This window comes from Microbulbifer agarilyticus S89, from assembly GCF_000220505.1.
GTDB classification, from domain to species: domain Bacteria; phylum Pseudomonadota; class Gammaproteobacteria; order Pseudomonadales; family Cellvibrionaceae; genus Microbulbifer; species Microbulbifer agarilyticus_B.
The window spans coordinates 14,737-35,827 of sequence record NZ_AFPJ01000038.1 but is presented as its reverse complement, the minus strand read 5'-3'; the positions used below and the strand labels follow the sequence as shown (position 1 = coordinate 35,827).

The window sequence follows — 21,091 nt, the reverse complement described above, 5'->3', positions numbered from 1 at the left end:
CGAAGAAAAATGTAATCAGCCATCAGCTCTTGTACCAAGAGTTTGTACCAAGAATACTGAAGGCTGATAAAACCCCTTGAGGGACAAGGGGTTAAGAAAAGGTGGTGCCCAGAGGCGGAATCGAACCACCGACACGGGGATTTTCAATCCCCTGCTCTACCGACTGAGCTATCTGGGCAATGCTGTTTCGGGGTTGTCCCCGGCAGCGAGGCGCGTATTAAACCTGCTCTTCCGGGGGGAGTCAACCCCTTGATTGATAAATAGTTTTTTCGGTTTGTAAGTAGTTGCTTACTTGTCGCCGTCTTGCTCGGGAACGAAGCCTTCGGCGTCGTCGTAGTCTTCACCGGCGAAGAATTTGCCCATCTGTTCGGCCAGGTAGGCGCGGGAGGACGGTTCCATCATGTTGAGGCGCTTTTCGTTGATCAGCATGGTCTGGTGGGCCATCCACTCGCCCCAGGCTTTCTTGGAGACGTTGTCGTAGATGTCCTGCCCCTTGGGGCCCGGGAAGGGCGGGTTGGGGAGGCCTTCGAGTTCTTCCTGGTATTTGCGGCAGAAGACGGTGCGGGACATGGTTTCTCCTAACAGGGTGCCAATAGTGGGGCGCGCATGGCCATTAATTGTTTGACCAGCTTGGCGATGGGCGCCGGCAGGCCGAGATCCTGCCCGGATCGGGGCCGGTCGAGCTGGCGCAGTTTATACCAGCCACTGGCTCCTTCCGCTACCTGATCGGGCTTGTGCGGCAGACTTATCCACACCGGGTGGATATCCAGGTGGAAGTGGCTGAAGGTGTGTCGCATGGATGGCAGGGCTTGCAGCTCGCTGGCGTCGAGGTCCTGTGCCGCCAGCCATTCCTGCGCGCTGGCGTCACCGCCATCGTCTCCTTCCAGCTGTGGCGGTATCCACAGGCCACCCCAGATGCCGCTGGCGGGGCGCTGTTCCAGGTACAGTTCGCCGTCGTGTTCGATCAGCAACAGGGTAGTCTGGCGTACCGGCTTTTCCTTCTTGGGCTTCTTGCCCGGGTAATCGGCGGGGTTGCCCTGGGTGTGGGCCACGCAGTGCTTGGCAAAGGGGCAGCGCTCGCAGGCGGGCTTGGAGCGGGTGCACAGGGTGGCGCCCAGGTCCATCATCGCCTGGGTGTAGTTGCCGGTGCGCTTGGCCGGGGTGTACTTCTCGGCGATCTCCCACATGCCTTTGGCCACGGCGGTTTGCCCGGGCCAGCCCTCCACCGCGTGCATACGCGCCAGTACCCGTTTGACGTTGCCGTCGAGAATCGCCGCCTCCAGCCCCATGCTGATACTGGCGATGGCGCCGGCAGTGGAGCGGCCGATACCGGGCAGTTCGGCGAGGGCGTCCACGCTGCGGGGGAATGCGCCACTGTGTTCGTTGACCACGGTCTGCGCGCATTTGTGCAGGTTGCGCGCACGGGCGTAGTAGCCGAGGCCGCTCCAGTGGGCCAGCACCTGGTCCTGGCTGGCGGCAGCGAGGGCCTCCACCGTGGGGAAGGACTCCATAAACCGCTGGTAGTAGGGAATGACCGCCGCTACCTGGGTCTGCTGTAGCATGATCTCCGATACCCACACCCGGTAGGGATTGATGTCCTGCTGCCACGGCAGGTCGTGACGGCCATGCTGGTCGAACCACTTGAGCAGGGTGCGTTGGAACTGGCTCGGGGAGATGGCTCTCGGTGTCGGTGTAGATGCGGATGTGGCGGAAGGCATGGCGGTGTCTTGGGCTACTGCAGATGGGGCTTTGTATCTGTGGTGGAGTGTATCAAAGGTAAAGGGTACCAGAGGTATTTGGAGGGGCGACCAGTCAGCTTGCCGACCCCGCAGAGAGCGTTTCGATAATCAAATCCCGCAGCCACTGGTGTGCCGGGTCCTGCTCCGCATTTTTGTGCCACAGCAAACAGGATTCGATCTTGGGTACCGGGAAGGGCAGGTCAAAGCAGTCCACGTTGTAGCGGCTGGCAAAGCTGCTGGGGGCGCTGAGGGCGAGGTTGGACGCCTCCACGATCATCGGCGCAATGCGGTAGTGCTGGGCGCGCAGGGTGATTTTGCGGCGGCGGCCGAGCTTGTTCAGTTGCAGGTCCACCAGCCCCGGACCGGAGCGCCGGCTGGAAATGTGGATATGTTGTAGTGCCAGGTAGTCGTCCAGGGTCAGGGCGCCGCTTACCTGGGGGTGGTCACGGCGCAGCATGCACACGAAGTGGTCCTTGCCCAGCGGGTGCTGCTGCAACTGGGTATTGCCCATGATGGGTACGTCGATGGCGAAGTCGAGGCTGTGGCTGGCCAGCTCCCGTTCCAGCTGCTCGCGCGGCACATTGTAGGACTCTACCTGCATATTCGGTGCGGCCTGCTGCAGGCGCTCTACTAGGGCCGGCAACAGCATGGTCTCGGTAAGGTCGTTCATGCTCAGGCGGATGGTTTTCTCCGCACTGGCCGGGTCGAAGGTCACATTGGAGGTGGCACTCTGGTGCAGCTGCTGCAGCCCGCTCTTTACCTGCGCGATGATGGCCTCGGTAAAGACGGTGGGCTGCATGCCCTGCGGGGTGCGAACAAACAGCTCGTCGTTCAGTGCCTCACGGGCGCGGCCGAGGGCGTTGCTCACCGCTGGCTGGGTGAGGTGCAGCTGCTCCGCGGCGCGGGTCAGGTTACGTTCGCGGTAGATGGTGTCGATCACCACGAACAGGTTCAGGTCGATGCGGTGAGGGTTCATATCTCGTGTACGTGCGCTGGTGGTGTATGCCCCGTCTATAACCGATGTGAATGTCGGCTTATCAGAACAATTGATTTTAATGATTAAAATCCCTGCGCTACATTGCGTCAATGGCATTCATCGATTGACGGGCGACTGGAGGTTCCGGTGGCAGAATTTTTTACCGTGCGGCACGGACAGGCGTCGCTGGGTAGCGACAACTATGACCAGTTGTCGGCGCTGGGAGAGCAGCAATCCCGCTGGCTGGGCGAGCACTTTCGCCGCCAGGGCACCCGCTTCGACCGCATCCTGTGTGGTGATCTGCTGCGCCACCGGCAAACCGCCGAGGCCATCTGTGTAGGCATGCAAGGTGGGCCAGACGAGGGTCAGCACACGCCGGCAGTGGAAAGCTTCCCCGAGCTGGACGAATTCCAGTTCAAGCAGGTGATGGGCGCCTTTATTCACAAGCACCCGGAGCGGCGCCCGCAGGACGGTGCCGATGCCCGTGTGTTTTTCCGCGTGTTAAAGGACGCGATGCACGCGTGGATCGACGGCGAGATCCAGGTTGAGGAAAGCTGGGCCGCGTTTGAGCAACGCGTGCAGCGGGGCCTGGATATTATTGCCGAGGGCGAGGGACGCACCCTGGTAGTCAGCTCCGGTGGCACCATTTCCATGCTCACCCGGCTGGTGTTGAGTGCACCCGCGCAAACCGTGGTGAAGCTCAACATGCAGACTCGCAATACCTCCCTTAGCCGCTTTTTCTTTCAGGCCCAGCGTGGCCGCGAATCGGTCAGCCTGCACTCCTTCAACCACACACCGCACCTGGAGCACCCTGAGCGCCAGGACGCCATAACTTACGCATAATACGAGGCGACGCACCATGGACTTTGATTATTCCGACAAGGTAAAAGGGCTGCAGGCGCGCGTGCAGCAGTTTATGGAAGAGCACATCTACCCGGCGGAAGCACTGTACGAACAACAGGTGCAGGAAAACCGCTGGGATACGCCGCCGGTGATGCAGGAACTGAAAAAGAAAGCCAAGGCCGCCGAGTTGTGGAATCTGTTTTTACCGGAGTCCGAACACGGCGCGGGCCTTTCCAATCTGGAATATGCACCGCTGGCGGAATTGATGGGGCGCTCACTGATCGCCTCGGAAGCGTTTAACTGCAGTGCGCCGGATACCGGCAATATGGAAGTGCTCGCACGTTACGGAACCGATGAGCAAAAAGCCCAGTGGTTGGTGCCGCTATTAAATGGCGATATCCGCTCGGCGTTCGCCATGACCGAGCCCAAAGTTGCTTCCAGCGATGCCACCAATATCGAAACCTCGATCGTGCGCGATGGCGATGACTACATCATCAATGGCCACAAGTTTTATATCAGTGGTGCGTCCAACCAGCACTGCAAAATCCTGATCGTGATGGGCAAAACCGACGCGGACAACCCGGACCGTTATCGCCAGCAGTCCATGATCCTGGTGCCGATGGATACGCCAGGGGTGGAAGTAATTCGCCCCATGCAGGTGTTTGGCTTTGACGACGCGCCGGAAGGTCATGCGGAAATCATCTTCAATAATGTGCGCGTGCCGGCTACCAATATGCTGCTGGGTGAAGGGCGCGGATTTGAAATTGCTCAGGGACGCTTGGGGCCGGGCCGTATTCATCACTGCATGCGTCTGATTGGCGTGGCACAGCGCGCACTGGAGACCATGGCCAAGCGGGCCAGCGAGCGCGAGGTGTTTGGCCGCGCAATGGCTCGGCACGGCGGTGTGCGCGAAGTGCTGGCAAAAAGCCAGTGCGAGATCGAGCAGGCACGCCTGCTTACTCTCAAGGCGGCCGATCGCATGGACAAGGTGGGCAACAAGGGGGCGAAGGACCTGATCGCGATGATCAAAATCGTCGCCCCGCAAATGGCCTGCAATGTGCTCGACCGCGCGATTCAGATTCACGGCGCTGCTGGCCTGGGGCAGGACTTCTTCCTCGCACGGGGATATGCCTATGCGCGGATTATCCGCCTCGCCGATGGCCCGGACGAGGTACACATGATGCAGTTGGGGCGCGGTATTGCTGCCGCTTATGGCCACTAACTCAGAGCCACTAACCCAGAGCCAGTAAAACGGAGAGAATAGTGTGAGTGAATTAAATCAAGCCGTTGACCAGCTGGACGAAGCCTTGCTGGCAGAATATTTTGCCGAACATATTGTTGGCTTTCGCGGCCCGATAACCGCAACCAAGTTCTCTGGTGGCCAGTCGAATCCCACTTTCAAACTCGAGACGCCGGACCGCACCTATGTACTGCGCCGTCAGCCCCCGGGCAAACTGTTAAAAAGTGCGCATGCGGTGGACCGGGAATACCGGGTGATTCGGGCCCTCGCGGACACCAATGTACCGGTGCCAGAAGTTGTGCACCTGTGTGAAGACCGCGATGTGATCGGCTCCATGTTTTACGTGATGTCATATATGGACGGGCGCATCTTCTGGGATGCCCAGATACCGGAGGTGGATAACACTGCACGCAGCGCTATGTACCGGGAAATGAACCAGGTACTGGCGGAGTTGCACAGCGTGGATGTGGCCGCGGTGGGGCTGTCGGACTACGGCAAACCGGGTAATTATTTTGCTCGCCAGTACGATCGTTGGTGCAGTCAGTATCGTGCATCCGAGATCAATAAAATTGATGCTATGGAGAAGCTGATTGGCTGGCTGGGCGAGGCGCAACCAGCAGACGATGGCCGCGTGTCACTGGTGCACGGGGATTACCGTCTCGACAATATGGTGTTCGCGCCAAAGGAACCGAACGTCATTGCGGTGCTGGATTGGGAGTTATCCACCCTGGGCCACCCATTTGCCGATCTTGCCTACCAGTGCATGCAGCTGCGTATGCCCGGTGGTACCGGCAGTATCTCGGGCTTGATGGGGGTGGACCGCGCGGCGCTGGGTATTCCGGACGAACAGGAGTATGTGGCGATGTACTGCGCGCGCATGGGCATCGAGCGTATCGAACACTGGACCTACTACCTCGCATTCAGCTTCTTCCGCTTGGCGGCCATTGCCCAGGGCGTGGCGAAGCGCGCACAGAGTGGCAATGCGTCCAGTAAGGAAGCGGCCAAGGTCGGTGCTTTTGTGGAACCGCTGGCAATGATGGCGCTGGATATTATTCAGCGAGACGGCCAGTAAAGGGAATTTGTCACAAGGAAGTTAGTCAAAACGATGAATAAAAAACGGGGCCGCTGGCCCCGTTTTTGGTTTCGATCATCTACCTCGGACTTTACTCGCCGCGATTAAACAAACCCTTGAAGCGGTCTTTCAGTTTGTCGCGCAGCTTGTCAGTTTTCTCTTCCAGCTGGTCGCCGTACTTCTTTTGCGCCTTGTACTTCAGTTCCTCGCGAATCAGGTCGTCCAGGCGGCGGCTATCCGGTTTGCAGGTGGTGGCGCCGGCCTCGGAAAACTTCGCCTTGCAGCGCAGCGGCAGTGGGCGGTTGCGCCAGCGCGAATTCTGCACGGAACAGCCATTGCCGGAGGTTTTTTCACCCACCAGTGCCAGGCCCAGGGCGAAGTCAAAATTCTGCTGTTGCAGGTTGATGGTGCCATCACCGCTCAGCGCGATGTTCTCAATCCCTGCGTTGATTCCGTCTACCTTGGCCACGTCGCCGTCCAGGTTAACGCTGGCGCGCAGGTCCTGCATACGCGTTTGGGCGGGCCACTCGCGCTCCGGCATTGGCGTTTTCTCTGCGTAGCTCACCAGCTGGCACATGCCCTTCTCCAGATTGAACGGGGCCAGTGCCAGTTCCTGTGCATTGAGCTGCACCGCCGCGCGCAGGTTTTTTTGCAGCGCCTGGGTGTCTGCGCCAGTGGTCTGGCCTACCCAGGTGAGGTCGGTCTTGCCGGACAGGGTGACTTTGTTCTGGTCGGCGGCCTGCGGTTCATCGCTGGCGAACAGGGCTTCCTGCACCTTGGAAATTTCCACCCCGCTCAGGCCACCGCTCAGTTCACCGCGTGCAGAGCTGCCGCGGGCATTGAAAACGCCGGTGCTGTTCAGGGTGCCGCCGTAGACACCGGCCGCCAGTTTGTTCAGCTGGTAGAGGCCGTTTTGCACATTGACGGCGAGCTCGGGCTTGTCGATGTCGAAATCCAGCGCATGCAGCTTGTCGAGTGTCAGGTCCAGCTTGGCGTTAAAGCCGCGCATGGCTTCCAGTGGCAGAGGTACCGGCTTGGCTGCGGCAATATCCGCACTGAGCTCATCCTGCTCCGGTGTGGCAACCGGCGGTGGCAGGTAGTCGTCCACGTTCAGCTCACCGCCCTTCAGGCTCAGCGAAACACTGGGTACACCCTTGGCTCCGTTTGCCCCTTTGCTGTTATCAAGAGCGGCCTGATAACTGGCGCTGCCGGTAAAGGTATGCGCATCCAGCACCAGTTCCAGCGGTTGCATGTTCATCTGGCGGTCGCTGCCGCTCACGTCCGTATCGATTTTGAGCTTCTGCAGCGCACTGGTGCTTTGTGGCTTGTAACTGCTGCCTACGGCGGCCAGCCAACCGGAGACCGGCTCCACATCCACTTTCAGGTTCAGCTGGATCTGCCAGGGCGCATCGGCTTTGGCGCGGCGCACGTTACCGCGCAGGTACACTTCTGCACTGGCATTGTCGCCGCTGGTGAGCTTAATGGTGGCCGGCTGCAGGCGCAGGCCATTCAGCCCCTCGTCGATCGCGAGGCTGCTGCGAATATTCAGGTCCACCGGCTCTGGAAAGTCACTGCCGGCAAGTTTGGCGCTCACCTGCACATCACCGGGTTTACCGCCGGGCACCAGATTATCGGCGGTAACATTTAACTTACTGATGGAATATTCGCTGCCACTTTGTTTATCGGTGTAGCGCAGTACTCCATCTTCCAGGCGCAGCTCCTGCAGCGCGAGCTCCAGTCCCGCGCTGGGTGTGGCTTCTTGCTGGGGAATGTCGAGGGTGGGTGGCGTTTCCCGCTGCTGCTTGGCATCCTGCTGCGCTTTGGCCTCCATAGCATCGGTAATCAGTTCCCAGTTGCCCTTGCCGTTCTCGTCGACGGTAAGGGCGACCTGCGGTGCCAGCAATACAATTTCCTGAGCCTCGATACGCTTGCTCAGCAGTGGCATCAGGCCGACGCCAACGGCGACCTTGTCCGCCTGCAACAGGGATTCACTGGGCTGCGCCAGCGGCGCAACTTTCACCCCTTCCAGTTTGAGCGCAATATTTGGCCACAGCTGCCAGCCGATATCGCCATCCAGTGTCAGAGACACCCCTTGGTCGGCAGCCAGCTGCACGATCTTGGGTTTGTACTGGTTGGCATCGAGGCCAGAGAGGAACCAGGCGACAGCACCGGCAAAGAGTGCAAAGAGAACAACGAGGGTGATAAGTCCGCGTTTAATCCAGGCCATACAGAGGCATCCTTCATTCTGAAATAGGCGAGAGGGGTGCGGTGCGCGTATTGGTATATGCGCATCGCAAGAATCGCTATTGAAGCAATTGCTGATCAGAAATGAAACCGGTTGTGGCTCGGTGGTCTTAAAGAATGTGGGTAAGAAAGCACATAAACCACCGAAACCACAGCAATGGCAGATACAGCAGAAACATTAGAAACAAAAAAGCGGCAACCGAATAAATCGATTGCCGCTTTCGATTGCCGCTTTAAATAGGCGTTTGTAACGCGGAGGCGGGTGCCTCAGCGAACATGCGCTTAGAACTGGAAGCGTACGCCTGCTTCTACACTGCGGCCGGCTTCTGGAGCGAAGTCGCGCAGCAAAGAAGTAGACTGGCGAATTTCTTCGTCCAGCAGGTTGCGGGCGCTGGCGAACAGTACGGCGTTGTTGCCGCCGATGTTCAGGTTGTAGCGCGCGGTCAGGTCCATGCGGGTGTAACCCTCGGTGCCCTCTTCAAAAGCACCGGCGCGTTCCTGTGCAGATGCTTTGGTGGTACGCAGCTGCCAGTTCCACTGGTCGTAGTTGCCACCAAAGGCCAGGCCTACACGCAGCGGCGGCATGCGCGGCACGGCACGGCTGTTGTCGATCATCTCTTCGTGCTCGTGGCCTTCTTCTTCCTCTTCATCGTGGTGCAGTTCGAGGTCGCTCTCGAAGCTGGCGCGCACGCTGTCACCGAAGAGTTCTACGTAGTGACCACCAGCGAAGGGGTAGCGCACAGAAGCTTCAGCACCATAGAAGACCGCGTCGCGGTTGGTGTAGCTGTAGATAGCCAGGCCTTCCTCTTCGTGCTCTTCATGTTCCTCGCCCATGTGCTCTTCTTCCATGTGCTCTTCTTCGAAGAATTCACCGGAGTTGGCGGCGTAGATGTAATCATTGACGCGGTTGTAGAACAGGTTGGCTTCAACCTGCAGTGCGTGCCAGCCAGTACCGCCTTCGTTGTGGTGGTGGTAACCCAGCTCCAGGTTGAAAGAGTTCTCTTTGTCGAGGTCTTCCTCACCCTCCAGGTAGCGTGCTTCCGCCAGGTGCTCACCATCGGCAAACAGTTCTTCGGCTACCGGCGCGCGCTCGGCGTGGGTCAGGCCAAAGCTCAGGTGCTGGTGCTCGGCCAGGAAGTACTGCAGGGTGCCGCTCAGACCCAGCAGGTTGAAGTCCTGGGATGCACCTTCCTGCGGGTCGATGGTGACCTGCTCCAGGCGGCCGCCCAGGTCCAGGTGCCAGTCACCCCAGGTGCGTTCCTTCATGGTGAACACGCCAACGCTGGTGGTATTGCTCGGCTGTACGAATGCTTCGTCACCCACCGCAGCAAAGTCTTTGTCGCTCAGCTGCAGGCCGTAAGCACCGCGCCACAGGCCACCGTTGTCGTGGGTGATTTCCACGCGGCTTTCCCAGGCCTTGTTGGTGAAGCGGGTGCCCTCTACGTCTTCTTCCAGCTCAACGTGCTCGTAGTCGTTGTAGCCCAGGCGCACGCTCAGCTTCTCCCAGTATTCGCTGTTGAAGCGGTGCTCGCCCTTCAGGTCGTAGCGGGTCTGCTGCAGGGCGATGCGTACGGCCTCCGCGCCCTCTTCGTGTTCTTCATGCTCTTCGGCGAGCTCTTCACCTTCATGCTCTTCTTCGTCGTGGTGATGGTGCTCGTGGGCACCCAGCGGGATACCGTAGTTGTTGTCCAGCTGGTTTACGGAGAAGCCGACAAAACCGGTGTCGGTGATCCAGGACAGGCCACCGCTGTAGCTGCTGGCGCGGGCATTGGTGTTGCCCACGAAGCCATCGGTGTTGAACTCTTCTTCGTGTTCCGCGTGCTCTTCGCCTTCGTGTTCTTCGTGCTCTTCATGTTCTTCGTGGTGCACGATGGCTTCGCCCGGGATCTGGGTGTTGCCATTCTCGCGATACACGCCGTCCAGATACCAGGCCAGCTGGCCCGCGCCGCCGTTCAGGCGGAACACACCGGCGTCCTGGCTGTTGCCACTGTCGTGACGCAGCTCAAACGCACCTTCCATTTCCTCGGGCACTTCGCTGGGGATACGGCCGTCGAGCACGTTCACGACGCCGCCGATGGCGCCGCTGCCGTAGCGCAGGGCTGCCGGGCCACGCAGGATCTCAATGCGCTGGGCCAGCAGCGGCTCGATGCTGGCGGCGTGGTCAGAGGAGGTGTTGGAGGCGTCGGATACATCCAGGTTGTCGCTCAGCACGCGCACACGGTTAGCGCTCTGGCCACGGATCACCGGCAGGCCAACGCCGCTACCGAAGGAAGCATTGGCCACGCCCAGCTGGTTGGTCAGGGTCTGGCCCAGAGTGCCGGCGGCCTGCTGGCGCAGTTCTTCACCGGTGAGAATGGAGACCGGCGCGGCGGCTACATCGGCGGGCTTGGCCAGCGGAGAAACGGTGACGTTCACCAGTTCCAGGTTTTCGTTTTTGTCAGTGTCGTTTTGAGCGTAGGCAGCAGAAGACAGCGCACAGGCAACGGCCAGCGCCAGAGTGTTTACTCGGTACATTGTTATGGTCCTGTCAGACTCAGGCAGCGGCCACCCAAGAGGCCCGCGCCCGGAAAATAAGCGTTATTAGGTCGACGGCAGCCTGCTAGCGGCAGCCTGGCGACGGAGAGGTCAGCTAAGAGGCGGGATTGCGGGAGGCCCGCGTGCGGACTGGTGATCCGGTTGGCAGTCGAGTGCTGCTGGGGCCTGCTGCTCAATACAAAGCGGTGCAAGGTCGTCGGAAACGAAAGTGATACTACCGCCGCCCAGTGCGGGGGCGTGATTATGGGATAGATCGCACAGCTGGTGCGCGCGGTCTTCAATGTGAATATGCTCCGCCACTACCGGTTGCGCGAGCATCAGCGCAAACAGCAGGCACAGGCTGACCCAGACGGGGGTCTTATGGCGGGGGCGTAGGTTCATGCGGCGTATGATATTTGATCTTTGTGGCGAATCAAGTTACATCTGAGACTATCCACCAAATTTCGACCCATTTGAGCGTATAATCCGCGCCATCTATCCTCCGGGGCCGGCCGAGCGGGTCGTCCCCACCTCGCAATAAAGGATGTAGTCCCATGCGCACCGCCAGCGTCAACCGCGATACCCTGGAAACCAAGATCCAGGTCAGCCTCAACCTCGACGGCAAAGGCACCGGCAAATTCAACACCGGCGTCCCGTTTCTCGAGCACATGATGGACCAGATCGCCCGTCACGGCATGATCGACCTGGACATCACCTGTGACGGCGACGTGCATATCGACGACCACCACACCGTGGAAGATATCGGCATCACCATCGGCAAGGCCATCAACCAGGCCGTCGGCGACAAGAAAGGCATGACCCGCTACGGTCACGCCTACGTACCACTGGACGAAGCCCTGAGCCGCGTCGTCATCGACTTCTCCGGCCGCCCGGGGCTGACCATGAACGTGCCCTTTACCCAGAAACGCATCGGCAACTTCGATACCGAGCTGTTCTACGAATTCTTTCAGGGCTTCGTGAACCACGCGCTGGTCACCGTGCACATCGACTGCATCCGCGGCTTCAACGCCCACCACCAGATCGAAACCGTGTTCAAGGCCTTCGGCCGCGCCCTGCGCATGGCCCTGACCCCGGACCCGCGCATGGAAGGCGCCATGCCCTCCACCAAGGGCGTGCTGTAAGCCAGGAGACTGCTGAAGATGCAAAAGATCGTCGTCCTCGACTACGGCATGGGCAACCTCCACTCCGTGGCCAGTGCCCTGCAAAAGGTCGCCCCCGATGACCAGGTCGTGCTCGCTACTACACCGGAACAAGCCGAAGGCGCTGATCGCCTGATCGTCCCCGGCGTCGGCGCCATCCGCGACTGCATGGAAGGCTTCATCCGCCCCGGATTCGTACCCCTGCTGAACCAGAGCATCGAATCCGGCATGCCCATTCTGGGTATCTGCGTGGGCATGCAGATCATGATGTCCCAGAGCGAAGAGAACGGCGGCGTCGACTGCCTGAGTATCTTCCCGCAACCGGTGAAATTCTTCGGTACAGACCTGCACGAAAACGGCGAGCGTTTGAAAGTCCCACATATGGGCTGGAACCGAGTAAAGCCAACTATTGATCACCCCATGTGGAACGGCATCGAAAGCGGTAGCCGCTTCTACTTTGTGCATAGCTACTATGTGCCCGCCGAAAACAACGATGCCGTTGCCGGCCAGACCGACTACGGTGTGCCGTTTGCGGCTGCGGTGACCAAGAACAATATATTCGCTACCCAGTTCCACCCTGAAAAAAGTGCTGATGCGGGTATGCAGTTACTGAAAAATTTTGTGGGTTGGAACGGTACTGCCTAAAAAGTACTGCTGACGCATACGAAGTAAATAGCTAGATGCGAAAGCAGAGTGCCGGGCAGGCGTTTTCAGAAGCGTCGGCAACAGGGATGTTGCCGACGCAGTGTACAGGGACGTATTTACAACGGTTCTGAAAACGCCTGCCCGGTACTCCGCTGCCACCGGACCTGAACAAAACAGGACCCCGAACCAGGAAGTTATACAAATGATCGTAATCCCAGCCATTGATCTGAAAGACGGCCAGTGCGTGCGCCTGCGCCAGGGTGAAATGGAAGACGCGACCGTCTTCTCCGACGACCCGGTTGCCACCGCCGAACACTGGCTCGGCCAAGGTGCCAAGCGCCTGCATATCGTCGACCTCAATGGTGCCTTCGCCGGCAACCCCGTGAACGGCGACGCCGTTAACGCCATCGCGCGCCAGTTTCCACAATTCCCCATCCAGATCGGTGGCGGCATCCGCGACCTCAAAACCATCGAATGGTATCTGGAGGCTGGCGTCAGCTGGACCATCATCGGCACCGCTGCCGTAAAGAACCCCAAACTGGTAAAAGAAGCCTGCCGCGAATTTGAAGGCCACATCATCGTCGGCCTCGACGCCAAAGACGGCCTCGTCGCCACCGAAGGTTGGGCCGAAGTCTCCGACGTACAGGCCACCGAACTGGCCAAACAGTTCCAGGACTGTGGCGTCAGCGCCATTGTCTACACCGACATTGCCCGCGACGGCATGATGCAGGGCGTGAACCTCGAATCCACCATGGATCTCGCCCGCGCCGTACAGATCCCCATCATCGCCTCCGGCGGTGTCAGCTGCATCGAAGACATCGAACAACTGCTGAAGGCCGGCGACGACAAAACTGAAATCTTCGGCGCGATTACTGGCCGAGCCATCTACGAAGACAAGCTCGACCTGCGCAAAGCACAGCAACTGTGCGACAACTGGACCAAATAACTTACCGGGAACCGACCATGGGCCTCGCCAAACGCATTATCCCCTGTCTCGACGTTGACGCCGGTCGCGTCGTCAAAGGCGTAAACTTTGTCGATATCCGCGACGCCGGTGACCCCGTAGAAGTCGCTCGTCGCTACAACGAAGCTGGTGCCGATGAAGTGACCTTCCTCGACATCACCGCCACCCATGAAGGCCGCGACACCACCCTGCACACCGTCGAAAAAATGGCATCAGAAGTGTTTATCCCGCTGACCGTTGGTGGTGGCGTGCGCGAGCTGCAGGACATCCGCAACCTGTTGAACGCCGGTGCGGATAAAACCGCGATCAACTCTGCCGCCGTATTCAATCCGGACTTCGTGCGCGAAGCCGCCGATCGCTTCGGCAGCCAGTGCATCGTCGTCGCCATCGATGCCAAGCAGGTAGATGATGGTAAATGGGAAATCTTTACCCACGGCGGACGCAAACCCACCGGCATCGACGCGGTGGAGTGGGCGAAGAAAATGGATAGCTACGGCGCCGGCGAAATTCTGCTGACCAGCATGGACAGAGACGGTACCAAAAATGGTTTTGACCTGGCGCTGACCCGCGCGATTTCCGATGCAGTATCGGTACCGGTGATTGCCTCCGGCGGTGTGGGCAACTTGCAGCATCTGGCCGACGGTGTATTGCAGGGCGGCGCCGATGCAGTACTCGCGGCGAGCATCTTCCACTTCGGTGAATACACCGTGGGTGAGGCCAAGGCGTTTATGCGTGACGTGGGAATTGAAATGCGTCTGTGACGATTTCGGGCGGCGCTCACGCCGCCTGTAAATTGGTCGAACGTCTCGCCAACAATATTTATTTAATGTTTTTTGCGCCTTGCGCACTCCTGTGGTGCATGGCTGCAGTGCGTCCCTTCTTGTTACCCATGCGTGCACATTGTCGCGGGTCAAATTCGATGGTACCTTGGCTCTGCATCACTGGTTTTTCCATGTGAATAACCAGTTCCTATCAAAAGCTTATGTCCATGCTTTGTGCAGTTAAGATGCTCAAAGCGCTTTGCAAGACAGAGTCTCCCTTCTTCATTCTCTCCATCTTCCAAACCTTTGAAGTTCGCTCAGGTTGGCTTTTTTTACGATTGTTTCTCGTGACCAAAATGGATGGTGGGGCGTTAAGGACGCAACGAGGAATATGTAGGACGGGTTTTAGGCTCAGGTCGTGATGCATGGCATATTTAAAGTTTAGTTCTCGCAATGTGGCGGCCTCCGAGCGCCGGGAAGTACTGGCTGAGACTTATGTACCGCTCTGTGGCATGGATGTTGAGTTTCAGCAGGATGCCCTCGATGTGGAAGTCGCGGTACATGCACTGACGCGTTTGGCCGTAGCGGACTCGCATCTCACCGGCCACCGCGCAACCCGCACTCTTTCGCATATCGCCAAGGGCGATAATGCCATGGTCCTGGTGCTGCCCCGTGATGGCGATATCGAGCTGCTGCACAAAAGCCGTTACGATACGCGCTGCAAGCCTGGTGAGTTGCATTTATTACCCCTCGACAGTCCTTTTATTTCTGCCAATCCAGAATACGTACATGTAACGGGTATCAATTTGCCGGGCGCATTTGTTGAGCGGCATCTGGTAAGCCCGGACAAGGTCATCAACAAAACCATCAAGCCTGCCAATCAAGACGCATATAACCTATTGCTCGGATACGTGGATGCCATTCATCAGGTTAGGGAAGATCTTTCTGAGGATTCAGCAAGGCTTGCCGACCTACACATTATGGATCTCATTGCCCTGAGCCTGGGTATGCATGATGAGCTACAACATAGTGCGGCAGATCGCGGGCTCACCTTTGCACGGTTTGCTGCAATGCGAACCTATCTTAACGAGCACAAGCACGATCCGACGATGAGCGCGCAGGCTGTGGCAATACATTTCAATCTATCAGCGCAAGCTGTGCGCAAGATTTTTCGTCAGCACGGTACTACCGTTACCGACTACTTGAACAATGTGCGGCTTGGCTGGGTATACGATCAATTGCAAAATCCCGTGGCCAATAGCCACTCCATTTCATCCCTGGCATATGCCGTCGGTTTTAATAACTTGACCTGGTTTAATCGGGCTTTTAAGCGAAAGTTTGGAATAACACCAAGCGAAGTTTTGGATTTTGAGCGGCACCCTCAGGCGTAAAACCTCGATGGGTTGCCCAAAAGTCGTCGTTGTAGCGAATAATGTGCATTCTGGTATCCAGTAGGATTAGCAGAGTTGCGATGGATGGCCTTTAATGAGGCGTACACTGGGCGTCGAGTGGTCGGAACGCTTCCTGTGGCCAAGGATTGGTCTCAGGCCCGAGGTAAGGTGGTTATCTCGGTGACGACTTGAGGCCTGCGCTGTGCGTTTTTCGGGGCTCTGAAGGATCGAGGGTTGTGGTACGGCAAAGGGAATTGCCGATTCCGATCAGTGGAACCTCCTCATGTCCATGCAATCCCATGATCAACCTTTGCGCGTAGTGCGACAGGCGATATTCCTGTAACAAAAATGTCATCTTCATGGTTAACCATTTAGCGTTCAGTGTTGCTGCCAGCTTCGGCCTATTGTGGCCTGCCGGGTAGCTGCAAAACATGTCGCCGATAGGTATCGGGTGTATGCCGATATGGGAGGGAAACTTGTGAGTGATGGTCGGGCAGCTTCTATCTTGCCCTATCGCGATCATGTGTATGTCGCGGACTTTGGGATACTTATCAATAGCAAGCGTGAAAAGCCAGCGGTGGAATATACCGTGCGGCGCATGGGTAGCTTGGTATTGTTGGATCTCTCGGTCGATCATTGCCAGTTTGTGAAGGTGCCCGGCGGAGGGGCACTGGACTGGGCCGAGATGGTGCTGTTGGTGTTTTCCCAAGGCGAGGGGTATATCCGTGATAAAGGCAGCGCGCAGGTAACCTGCGCCTCCGGTGATAGCTTTCTTTTGCCGTTACGGCAGGGGCATTCCCTGGAACTCGCGGCAAACACCAAGTTGTACGCGGTGTTTATGGCGAACGACAGTCCCGTCATTTCCGTTTCGCAAGTATTACCGCATATCGGCAAGCGTATTCAGCCGCCCAGCCCTTTTCCGGTGCGGATGCTGTCATCGTATATTCAGTCTTTGCTGCGCGAAAATGTCCGTCCAGAGCGCGCGCTCAGGCGGCTGGCGGAGCGACAGTTGGCAGAGCTGATTTCCCTTATTTGCTCGCAGGAGGCGCTTGCCAGCGCATCCAGTAAGGTAAGTGGTGTGAGCAAGGAGCGGATAAACAGCCTGTTGGGGTATGTGAAGGATAATCTCCACAACCCCGAGTTGAGCGTTCAGCTCATCGCACAAGCAATGAATATTTCCAGTCATTATGTGCGCAAGCTGTTTTCTCTCGCCGAGACAAATTTTACCGAGTACGTCACCGAGTCTCGTTTGAACTGGGCCTATCAGCGCCTCACCAGTGAGGGCGGGCAGGTGGAGCGAGTTGCAGATATCGCGTTTCAGGCCGGCTTTAACAATCTGGGTTGGTTTAATCGCGCGTTCAAGAAAAAATTTAATGCGACGCCGACTCGAGTGCGCGAGAAAGCCAGTCAGATGTTTACCCAGGTGGAGTCGTGATAAGGGTCTGGCGTTCTGAATAGTGATCCAGACCATTGTCACTTACGTAAGGTGCTGTCGATAACTATAAGTTTGCGTTGAAGTTGCGGGGAGGTTTACAGCAGCCCGGCGCCCAATCATCGGATAAAGCTATGGCACTGGTAAAATTTAGCACGCGTCTGATTCCACCAGAAAAATGGAATGAGGCGTTTGAGGAGGTATTTAGTCCTATTTGTGGGGCCGACCTGGATCTGGGGCAGCGCGCGCCCGCCACCGATGTCGATGTCTGTGTGCTGCCTGGCATGGGTATTAGTAATAATCGCATCGGCGCACATAAGGCTTACAGAAGTCATCGCCATATTGTGGATGGGGATGATTCAATAGTGGTGGCGATCCCCCGTACCGGCCAGTTAACTATCGATTTCGCCAATCGCGGGGCACAGAGGTGTGCGGTAGGTAATTTGCTGGTGGCCTCGTCGGACACGCCGTTCACGGCCGAGAATGAATACTTTTTGCACTCCAGCGTGTTCTCCGTGCAGCGCTCCTGGTTCGAAAGCCAATTCGGTGGTTCTGCGTCGCTGGTTAACTGTGTAAGAACGCCGGCAAACCTGCAGGCATTGCGCCTGTTGCTGAAATACAGTGATAACGTGATTGGCAATGGCCATTTTTTTGAGGAGCGTGCCGCACAACTGAGTGTTGTGCATATGCACGAATTACTGGCACTCGCCCTGGGCGCGCAGCCTGTCAGCGATGCAGTTGATGCGGGCGCGGTGGCGGACTCGGTAAAAAAATAACCTCAATGACGCGCTGGCAAGCCTGTCACGTGTTCTCGCCTGGCGGCATGTTGTTAGGCTGAACCGTACTTAGGTGCGCCTCAGCGAGGGGCGGCGCAGGCGCCCAAATGGTCGCACGTTGCCGTGATAGTCGTGCTTTGGATGGAGAAAGGCCTGTAGCGCCTTTTCGGCCTCGTCTCGGCAGCGGTAGGGCCCGAAGGCCTTGCCGCCGCGCACATTGAAATACCAATCGTCACCCAGCTTATAAAAACGGTCTGAGCGAGCGGGGATCCGGGTGTTCTGTTCGCCACGGCGATACTGCTGCATGACTACCTCGTTACTGCATAGCGGTTAAACCTGCGCACCGGCACCGCGACCGGTTTGGTGTCGCGGCGGCACTGCCAGAAAAACAAAACCGACGTTCCTGTAACAAGTTTAGCTAGCTGCTAGCTGTACTAAATCACAGGGACGCCGGTTTTACGGGCTGACGAGTCGCGCTGCTGAAGCGCTTGTTTGGTTTGCCGGCCCGGAGGCCCTCAGAAGTCCTCGGAGATACTCAGAGATCCTCGGGGTTCACCTGTGCAACGGTTTCTTCCTTCTCTTGCTCGGCATCTGCGCGGAGTTCGCTGCGCTTGGCAGGCATACGCCCCACATACAGATTGAGGCCCTTGAGCACGTTCAGAGCCTCAAAGACTTGGTTGTCGCGACTGTACCAGTCTTCTTTTTCCGCCTTGGCCCGCTTGCGGTCCTGTGAACCGCTTTCCTTGCCGCCATTGCCATTACCGAGGTGGCCTGCCAGGTCCGCTTCGGTGGAGCGCGAGCGCCCTTCCATGCGCGTGATTTGCACGCGTTCCACGGTAATGTCCGGCTTGATGCCCTGGGCCTGGATAGAGCGGCCTTTGGGCGTGAAATACAGTGCCGTGGTGAGTTTGATGGCGCGGTCATCGTTGATCGGAATCACCGTTTGCACCGAGCCTTTGCCAAAGCTGTCGGTGCCCATCACCACCGCGCGGCGGTGATCTTGCAGGGCGCCGGCCACAATTTCTGCGGCGGAGGCGGAGCCGTCGTTGATCAGCACTACCAGGGGTGCGCCCTTGGTCACATCGCCCGGGCTTGCGGAGTAGCGCAGATTGGACGCGTCATTGCGGCCCTCGGTATAGACCACGAGGCCCTCTTCCAGGAATGCATCCACTACTTCCACAGAAGACTGCAATACGCCACCGGGGTTATTGCGCAGGTCGAGTATCAGGCCCTTCAGGTCACCCTTTTTCTCCAGTTTTTTCATCGCGCGCATCAGGTCGCCACCGGTGTCCAGCTGGAACTGACTGATACGCAGATAGCCGTAGCCATCCTCCAGCATTTCGCCGCGCACACTGTACACGCGCACCTTGTCGCGCTTGAGCGTCACGTCGAACGGCTGCTTGTGCCCCTTGCGACCGATGGTCAGGGTCACGGAGGAGCCTACCGGGCCGCGCATCTGTTCCACCGCATCGTCCAGGCTCACGCCGCGCATGGATTTGCCCGCGAGGCGCAGGATGACATCCCCGGCGCGCAATCCGGCGCGTTCCGCGGGCGTATCGTCCATGGGGGTAATGATGGTGATGTAGTCGTCCTCGACACCTACCTCGATACCCAGCCCGGCGAACTCACCGGTGGTGTTGGCCTGCAGGTCGGTAAACGAGCGGCTGTCGAGGTAGGAGGAGTGTGGGTCCAGTCCCTGCAGCATGCCCTTGATGGCAAATTCCAGCAGGGTGCTGTCGTCGACTTCTTTGACATAGCCGCGGCGAATCTGCTCGAACACCTTGGCAAAGCTGCGCAGGTCTTCCAGCGGCAGGCGGGATTCTGCCTCCAACGATACGCGTTCTTCGGGGTCGCCCTGGCTGAGTCCCATCAGCGGCAGTGCGGTGAGTGCTGCCGCGCCGATAAGGCTGGTCAGCATTTTGGGGGTGAACATAATCTGCACGTCCTTGGCATTTATCGTTACTGTCTAAATCGCGGCTACTACTCGTGATGTTCCACCTGAAATTGTAGACCCGGGGCCAACCCGGGGTTTTCAAGTTGGCGGCGATTCGAACTGGGGTGCGCGTGGCGGGATAAAAATGAAAAGGGAAATATGTTAGGGGGAACGGTCGGCGGACGGCGTCGCAAAAGGGGTGTCGGAGGTTATCCCCGACACCACGCGGTAGGGTCCTGAGGTTTGCCATTGCGGCGAATTTCGAAGTACAGGCCGGACTGGCTGGCGCCACCGGTGTTGCCCACCTTGGCAATGGTGTCACCGCGCTCCACCCACTCGCCGACCGCGCGGGTCAGTGACTGGTTCTGGCCATACAGGCTCATATAGCCGTCGCCGTGGTCGAGGATGATCAGCATGCCCTGACCGCGCAGGTAATCGGAGAACACCACACGGCCGCGGTGAATAGCGCGCACCGGGTTGCCCTCGTTGGCACGCAGGGTGACGCCGGTCCAGGTAATGCCGTTGGCGCGGCGCTGGCCAAAGGCGTTGGCGCGGCGGCCCTTGGTTGGCCACTGCATGCGCCCGCGCTGTTTGGCGAAAGGGGTCTGGTCACTGGGGTTGATCAGGGTGGCGATGGCGCGGCCCACTTCATCCACCAGGCGCTGCAAGCGGCTGCGGTCGCTGTGCAGTTGATTGAGTTCTCCACCCTTGCTGGCCAGTTGCTGGGCGAGTTTGTCGAGGGTGCGCTGGCGCTGGTTTTGCGCACTGACCAGCGCACGGCGTTTGTCTTCCAGCTGGTCGCGTTCGCGCGCGAGTGTGCTTTGCTCCCGTTCGATACCGGTGCTGACGGTGGAGAGCTGGTCGAGGGTGCTGACGTAGTCGTGGATCACGCGGCTGCGTTGTTGGAGGAAGTAGTCGTGGTAGCGGAGTTGGCGGGCGATGTGCTGGGGATCTTGCTGGTTGAGGAGCAGTTTGATCTGCTCCTGGCGACCGAGTCGGTAAGCGGCGGCGACTTCCTGCTCGACCCGCCGCTGCATACTTCGGCGGGATTCCTCGAGCTGTTTTTCTTCCTGTTTTAATTCCTGCAGTTTTTCACCGCGGCTCTGCATGTCCGACTTGATCTTGTCGATGCGCTGCAGCAGCTCCGAGATGTCTTTCTCGTTGGCTTCCAGGTCCCTGAGCAACTGGTCGCGATCGCTTTTTACCTGGTTGAGTTCTTTCTGCAGGGTTTCGATACGCTGCTTGATTTCCGCCAGCCGCGCCTGCTGCTCTTCGTCGCTAGCCTGCGCAAAGCAGGCTGGCACCAGGGTGAACGATAACAGTGCGGCGAAGATAAACCGGGGAAATTTCATCGTCTCTGCTTTTCTCGCATGTTGGGGCTGCCCGCGCTGCGGGCGCCCT

19 protein-coding genes and 1 tRNA gene are annotated in these 21,091 nt (G+C 58.4%); 10 read left to right on the top strand and 10 right to left on the bottom strand.

The genetic code is table 11. The annotated features are described in order from the left end of the window. Window positions 1–102 precede the first annotated feature (102 nt). The 4 genes from AS89_RS0113080 to AS89_RS0113065 form a co-directional block, all read right to left on the bottom strand. A tRNA-Phe gene (locus AS89_RS0113080) sits at window positions 103–178 on the bottom strand. A gap of 110 nt (window positions 179–288) precedes the next feature. After that, complete coding sequence (locus AS89_RS0113075; RefSeq protein ID WP_010133137.1) at window positions 289–570, bottom strand: oxidative damage protection protein; 282 nt, start codon at window positions 568–570, stop codon at window positions 289–291. An 8-nt stretch (window positions 571–578) separates the two neighbouring features. Then, window positions 579–1,718, bottom strand: coding sequence for an A/G-specific adenine glycosylase (gene mutY / locus AS89_RS0113070; protein ID WP_010133135.1), 1,140 nt, complete (start codon window positions 1,716–1,718; stop codon window positions 579–581). Window positions 1,719–1,812: 94 nt separating this feature from the next. After that, window positions 1,813–2,715, bottom strand: a complete 903-nt coding sequence (locus tag AS89_RS0113065) for a LysR family transcriptional regulator (RefSeq protein ID WP_010133134.1) — start codon at window positions 2,713–2,715, stop codon at window positions 1,813–1,815. 147 nt (window positions 2,716–2,862) lie between these two features. On the opposite strand from AS89_RS0113065, the gene AS89_RS0113060 reads away from it, so the two are divergent. From AS89_RS0113060 to AS89_RS0113050, 3 genes are read left to right on the top strand one after another with little or no spacing between them, the layout of a single operon-like run. After that, window positions 2,863–3,558 carry a histidine phosphatase family protein gene (locus AS89_RS0113060; protein WP_010133133.1) on the top strand — a complete coding sequence of 232 codons (696 nt, stop codon included), beginning with the start codon at window positions 2,863–2,865 and terminating at the stop codon, window positions 3,556–3,558. A 16-nt stretch (window positions 3,559–3,574) separates the two neighbouring features. Continuing rightward, window positions 3,575–4,780 (top strand): acyl-CoA dehydrogenase family protein, encoded by a 1,206-nt coding sequence (locus AS89_RS0113055; protein ID WP_010133132.1) that lies wholly within the window; start codon window positions 3,575–3,577, stop codon window positions 4,778–4,780. A 43-nt stretch (window positions 4,781–4,823) separates the two neighbouring features. Next, window positions 4,824–5,870 carry a phosphotransferase gene (locus AS89_RS0113050; protein ID WP_010133131.1) on the top strand — a complete coding sequence of 349 codons (1,047 nt, stop codon included), beginning with the start codon at window positions 4,824–4,826 and terminating at the stop codon, window positions 5,868–5,870. A gap of 91 nt (window positions 5,871–5,961) precedes the next feature. Here the strand turns inward: AS89_RS0113050 and AS89_RS0113045 are convergent, their stop codons facing one another. From AS89_RS0113045 to AS89_RS0113035, 3 genes are all read right to left on the bottom strand, one after another. Beyond that, window positions 5,962–8,097 (bottom strand): AsmA family protein, encoded by a 2,136-nt coding sequence (locus AS89_RS0113045; protein WP_010133130.1) that lies wholly within the window; start codon window positions 8,095–8,097, stop codon window positions 5,962–5,964. A gap of 299 nt (window positions 8,098–8,396) precedes the next feature. Then, complete coding sequence (locus tag AS89_RS0113040; protein WP_010133128.1) at window positions 8,397–10,628, bottom strand: TonB-dependent receptor; 2,232 nt, start codon at window positions 10,626–10,628, stop codon at window positions 8,397–8,399. A 111-nt stretch (window positions 10,629–10,739) separates the two neighbouring features. Continuing rightward, window positions 10,740–11,030, bottom strand: a complete 291-nt coding sequence (locus AS89_RS0113035; protein ID WP_010133127.1) for a hypothetical protein — start codon at window positions 11,028–11,030, stop codon at window positions 10,740–10,742. Window positions 11,031–11,182: 152 nt separating this feature from the next. On the opposite strand from AS89_RS0113035, the gene hisB reads away from it, so the two are divergent. From hisB to AS89_RS0113000, 7 genes are all read left to right on the top strand, one after another. Beyond that, on the top strand, window positions 11,183–11,770 hold the full coding sequence (gene hisB / locus AS89_RS0113030) for an imidazoleglycerol-phosphate dehydratase HisB (RefSeq protein WP_010133126.1): 588 nt from the start codon (window positions 11,183–11,185) through the stop codon (window positions 11,768–11,770). A gap of 18 nt (window positions 11,771–11,788) precedes the next feature. Beyond that, on the top strand, window positions 11,789–12,433 hold the full coding sequence (hisH, locus tag AS89_RS0113025; RefSeq protein ID WP_010133125.1) for an imidazole glycerol phosphate synthase subunit HisH: 645 nt from the start codon (window positions 11,789–11,791) through the stop codon (window positions 12,431–12,433). Between the two features lie 202 nt (window positions 12,434–12,635). Further along, window positions 12,636–13,379 carry a 1-(5-phosphoribosyl)-5-[(5-phosphoribosylamino)methylideneamino]imidazole-4-carboxamide isomerase gene (gene hisA, locus AS89_RS0113020; RefSeq protein WP_010133124.1) on the top strand — a complete coding sequence of 248 codons (744 nt, stop codon included), beginning with the start codon at window positions 12,636–12,638 and terminating at the stop codon, window positions 13,377–13,379. A gap of 17 nt (window positions 13,380–13,396) precedes the next feature. Next, window positions 13,397–14,158, top strand: coding sequence for an imidazole glycerol phosphate synthase subunit HisF (gene hisF / locus AS89_RS0113015; RefSeq protein ID WP_010133122.1), 762 nt, complete (start codon window positions 13,397–13,399; stop codon window positions 14,156–14,158). Window positions 14,159–14,583: 425 nt separating this feature from the next. Next, the gene (locus AS89_RS0113010) at window positions 14,584–15,549 is read left to right on the top strand and encodes a helix-turn-helix domain-containing protein (protein WP_010133121.1); all 966 of its coding nucleotides are present in this window, start codon (window positions 14,584–14,586) and stop codon (window positions 15,547–15,549) included. A gap of 478 nt (window positions 15,550–16,027) precedes the next feature. Beyond that, window positions 16,028–16,984 (top strand): helix-turn-helix domain-containing protein, encoded by a 957-nt coding sequence (locus AS89_RS0113005; protein WP_010133120.1) that lies wholly within the window; start codon window positions 16,028–16,030, stop codon window positions 16,982–16,984. Between the two features lie 131 nt (window positions 16,985–17,115). Next, window positions 17,116–17,757 (top strand): hypothetical protein, encoded by a 642-nt coding sequence (locus AS89_RS0113000; protein WP_010133119.1) that lies wholly within the window; start codon window positions 17,116–17,118, stop codon window positions 17,755–17,757. A 69-nt stretch (window positions 17,758–17,826) separates the two neighbouring features. Here AS89_RS0113000 and AS89_RS17545 read toward each other — a convergent pair whose 3' ends face one another. From AS89_RS17545 to AS89_RS0112985, 3 genes are all read right to left on the bottom strand, one after another. After that, window positions 17,827–18,063 carry a DUF6316 family protein gene (locus tag AS89_RS17545; protein ID WP_010133118.1) on the bottom strand — a complete coding sequence of 79 codons (237 nt, stop codon included), beginning with the start codon at window positions 18,061–18,063 and terminating at the stop codon, window positions 17,827–17,829. Window positions 18,064–18,292: 229 nt separating this feature from the next. Continuing rightward, on the bottom strand, window positions 18,293–19,690 hold the full coding sequence (locus AS89_RS0112990) for a S41 family peptidase (protein ID WP_010133117.1): 1,398 nt from the start codon (window positions 19,688–19,690) through the stop codon (window positions 18,293–18,295). A gap of 209 nt (window positions 19,691–19,899) precedes the next feature. Continuing rightward, the gene (locus tag AS89_RS0112985; RefSeq protein WP_010133116.1) at window positions 19,900–21,042 is read right to left on the bottom strand and encodes a murein hydrolase activator EnvC family protein; all 1,143 of its coding nucleotides are present in this window, start codon (window positions 21,040–21,042) and stop codon (window positions 19,900–19,902) included. Between the last annotated feature and the right edge of the window lie 49 nt (window positions 21,043–21,091).

Excerpts from the sequence above, each read along its gene's own strand:
- AS89_RS0113040 (WP_010133128.1), bottom strand. The coding sequence starts at position 10,628 with ATGTACCGAGTAAACACTCTGGCGCTGGCCGTTGCCTGTGCGCTGTCT.
- hisH (WP_010133125.1), top strand. The coding sequence starts at position 11,789 with ATGCAAAAGATCGTCGTCCTCGACTACGGCATGGGCAACCTCCACTCC.
- hisF (WP_010133122.1), top strand. The coding sequence starts at position 13,397 with ATGGGCCTCGCCAAACGCATTATCCCCTGTCTCGACGTTGACGCCGGT.
- AS89_RS0113075 (WP_010133137.1), bottom strand. The coding sequence starts at position 570 with ATGTCCCGCACCGTCTTCTGCCGCAAATACCAGGAAGAACTCGAAGGC.
- AS89_RS0113010 (WP_010133121.1), top strand. The coding sequence starts at position 14,584 with ATGGCATATTTAAAGTTTAGTTCTCGCAATGTGGCGGCCTCCGAGCGC.
- AS89_RS0112990 (WP_010133117.1), bottom strand. The coding sequence starts at position 19,690 with ATGTTCACCCCCAAAATGCTGACCAGCCTTATCGGCGCGGCAGCACTC.
- AS89_RS0113045 (WP_010133130.1), bottom strand. The coding sequence starts at position 8,097 with ATGGCCTGGATTAAACGCGGACTTATCACCCTCGTTGTTCTCTTTGCA.
- AS89_RS0113055 (WP_010133132.1), top strand. The coding sequence starts at position 3,575 with ATGGACTTTGATTATTCCGACAAGGTAAAAGGGCTGCAGGCGCGCGTG.
- AS89_RS0113035 (WP_010133127.1), bottom strand. The coding sequence starts at position 11,030 with ATGAACCTACGCCCCCGCCATAAGACCCCCGTCTGGGTCAGCCTGTGC.
- AS89_RS0113065 (WP_010133134.1), bottom strand. The coding sequence starts at position 2,715 with ATGAACCCTCACCGCATCGACCTGAACCTGTTCGTGGTGATCGACACC.
- mutY (WP_010133135.1), bottom strand. The coding sequence starts at position 1,718 with ATGCCTTCCGCCACATCCGCATCTACACCGACACCGAGAGCCATCTCC.
- hisB (WP_010133126.1), top strand. The coding sequence starts at position 11,183 with ATGCGCACCGCCAGCGTCAACCGCGATACCCTGGAAACCAAGATCCAG.
- hisA (WP_010133124.1), top strand. The coding sequence starts at position 12,636 with ATGATCGTAATCCCAGCCATTGATCTGAAAGACGGCCAGTGCGTGCGC.
- AS89_RS17545 (WP_010133118.1), bottom strand. The coding sequence starts at position 18,063 with ATGCAGCAGTATCGCCGTGGCGAACAGAACACCCGGATCCCCGCTCGC.
- AS89_RS0112985 (WP_010133116.1), bottom strand. The coding sequence starts at position 21,042 with ATGAAATTTCCCCGGTTTATCTTCGCCGCACTGTTATCGTTCACCCTG.
- AS89_RS0113000 (WP_010133119.1), top strand. The coding sequence starts at position 17,116 with ATGGCACTGGTAAAATTTAGCACGCGTCTGATTCCACCAGAAAAATGG.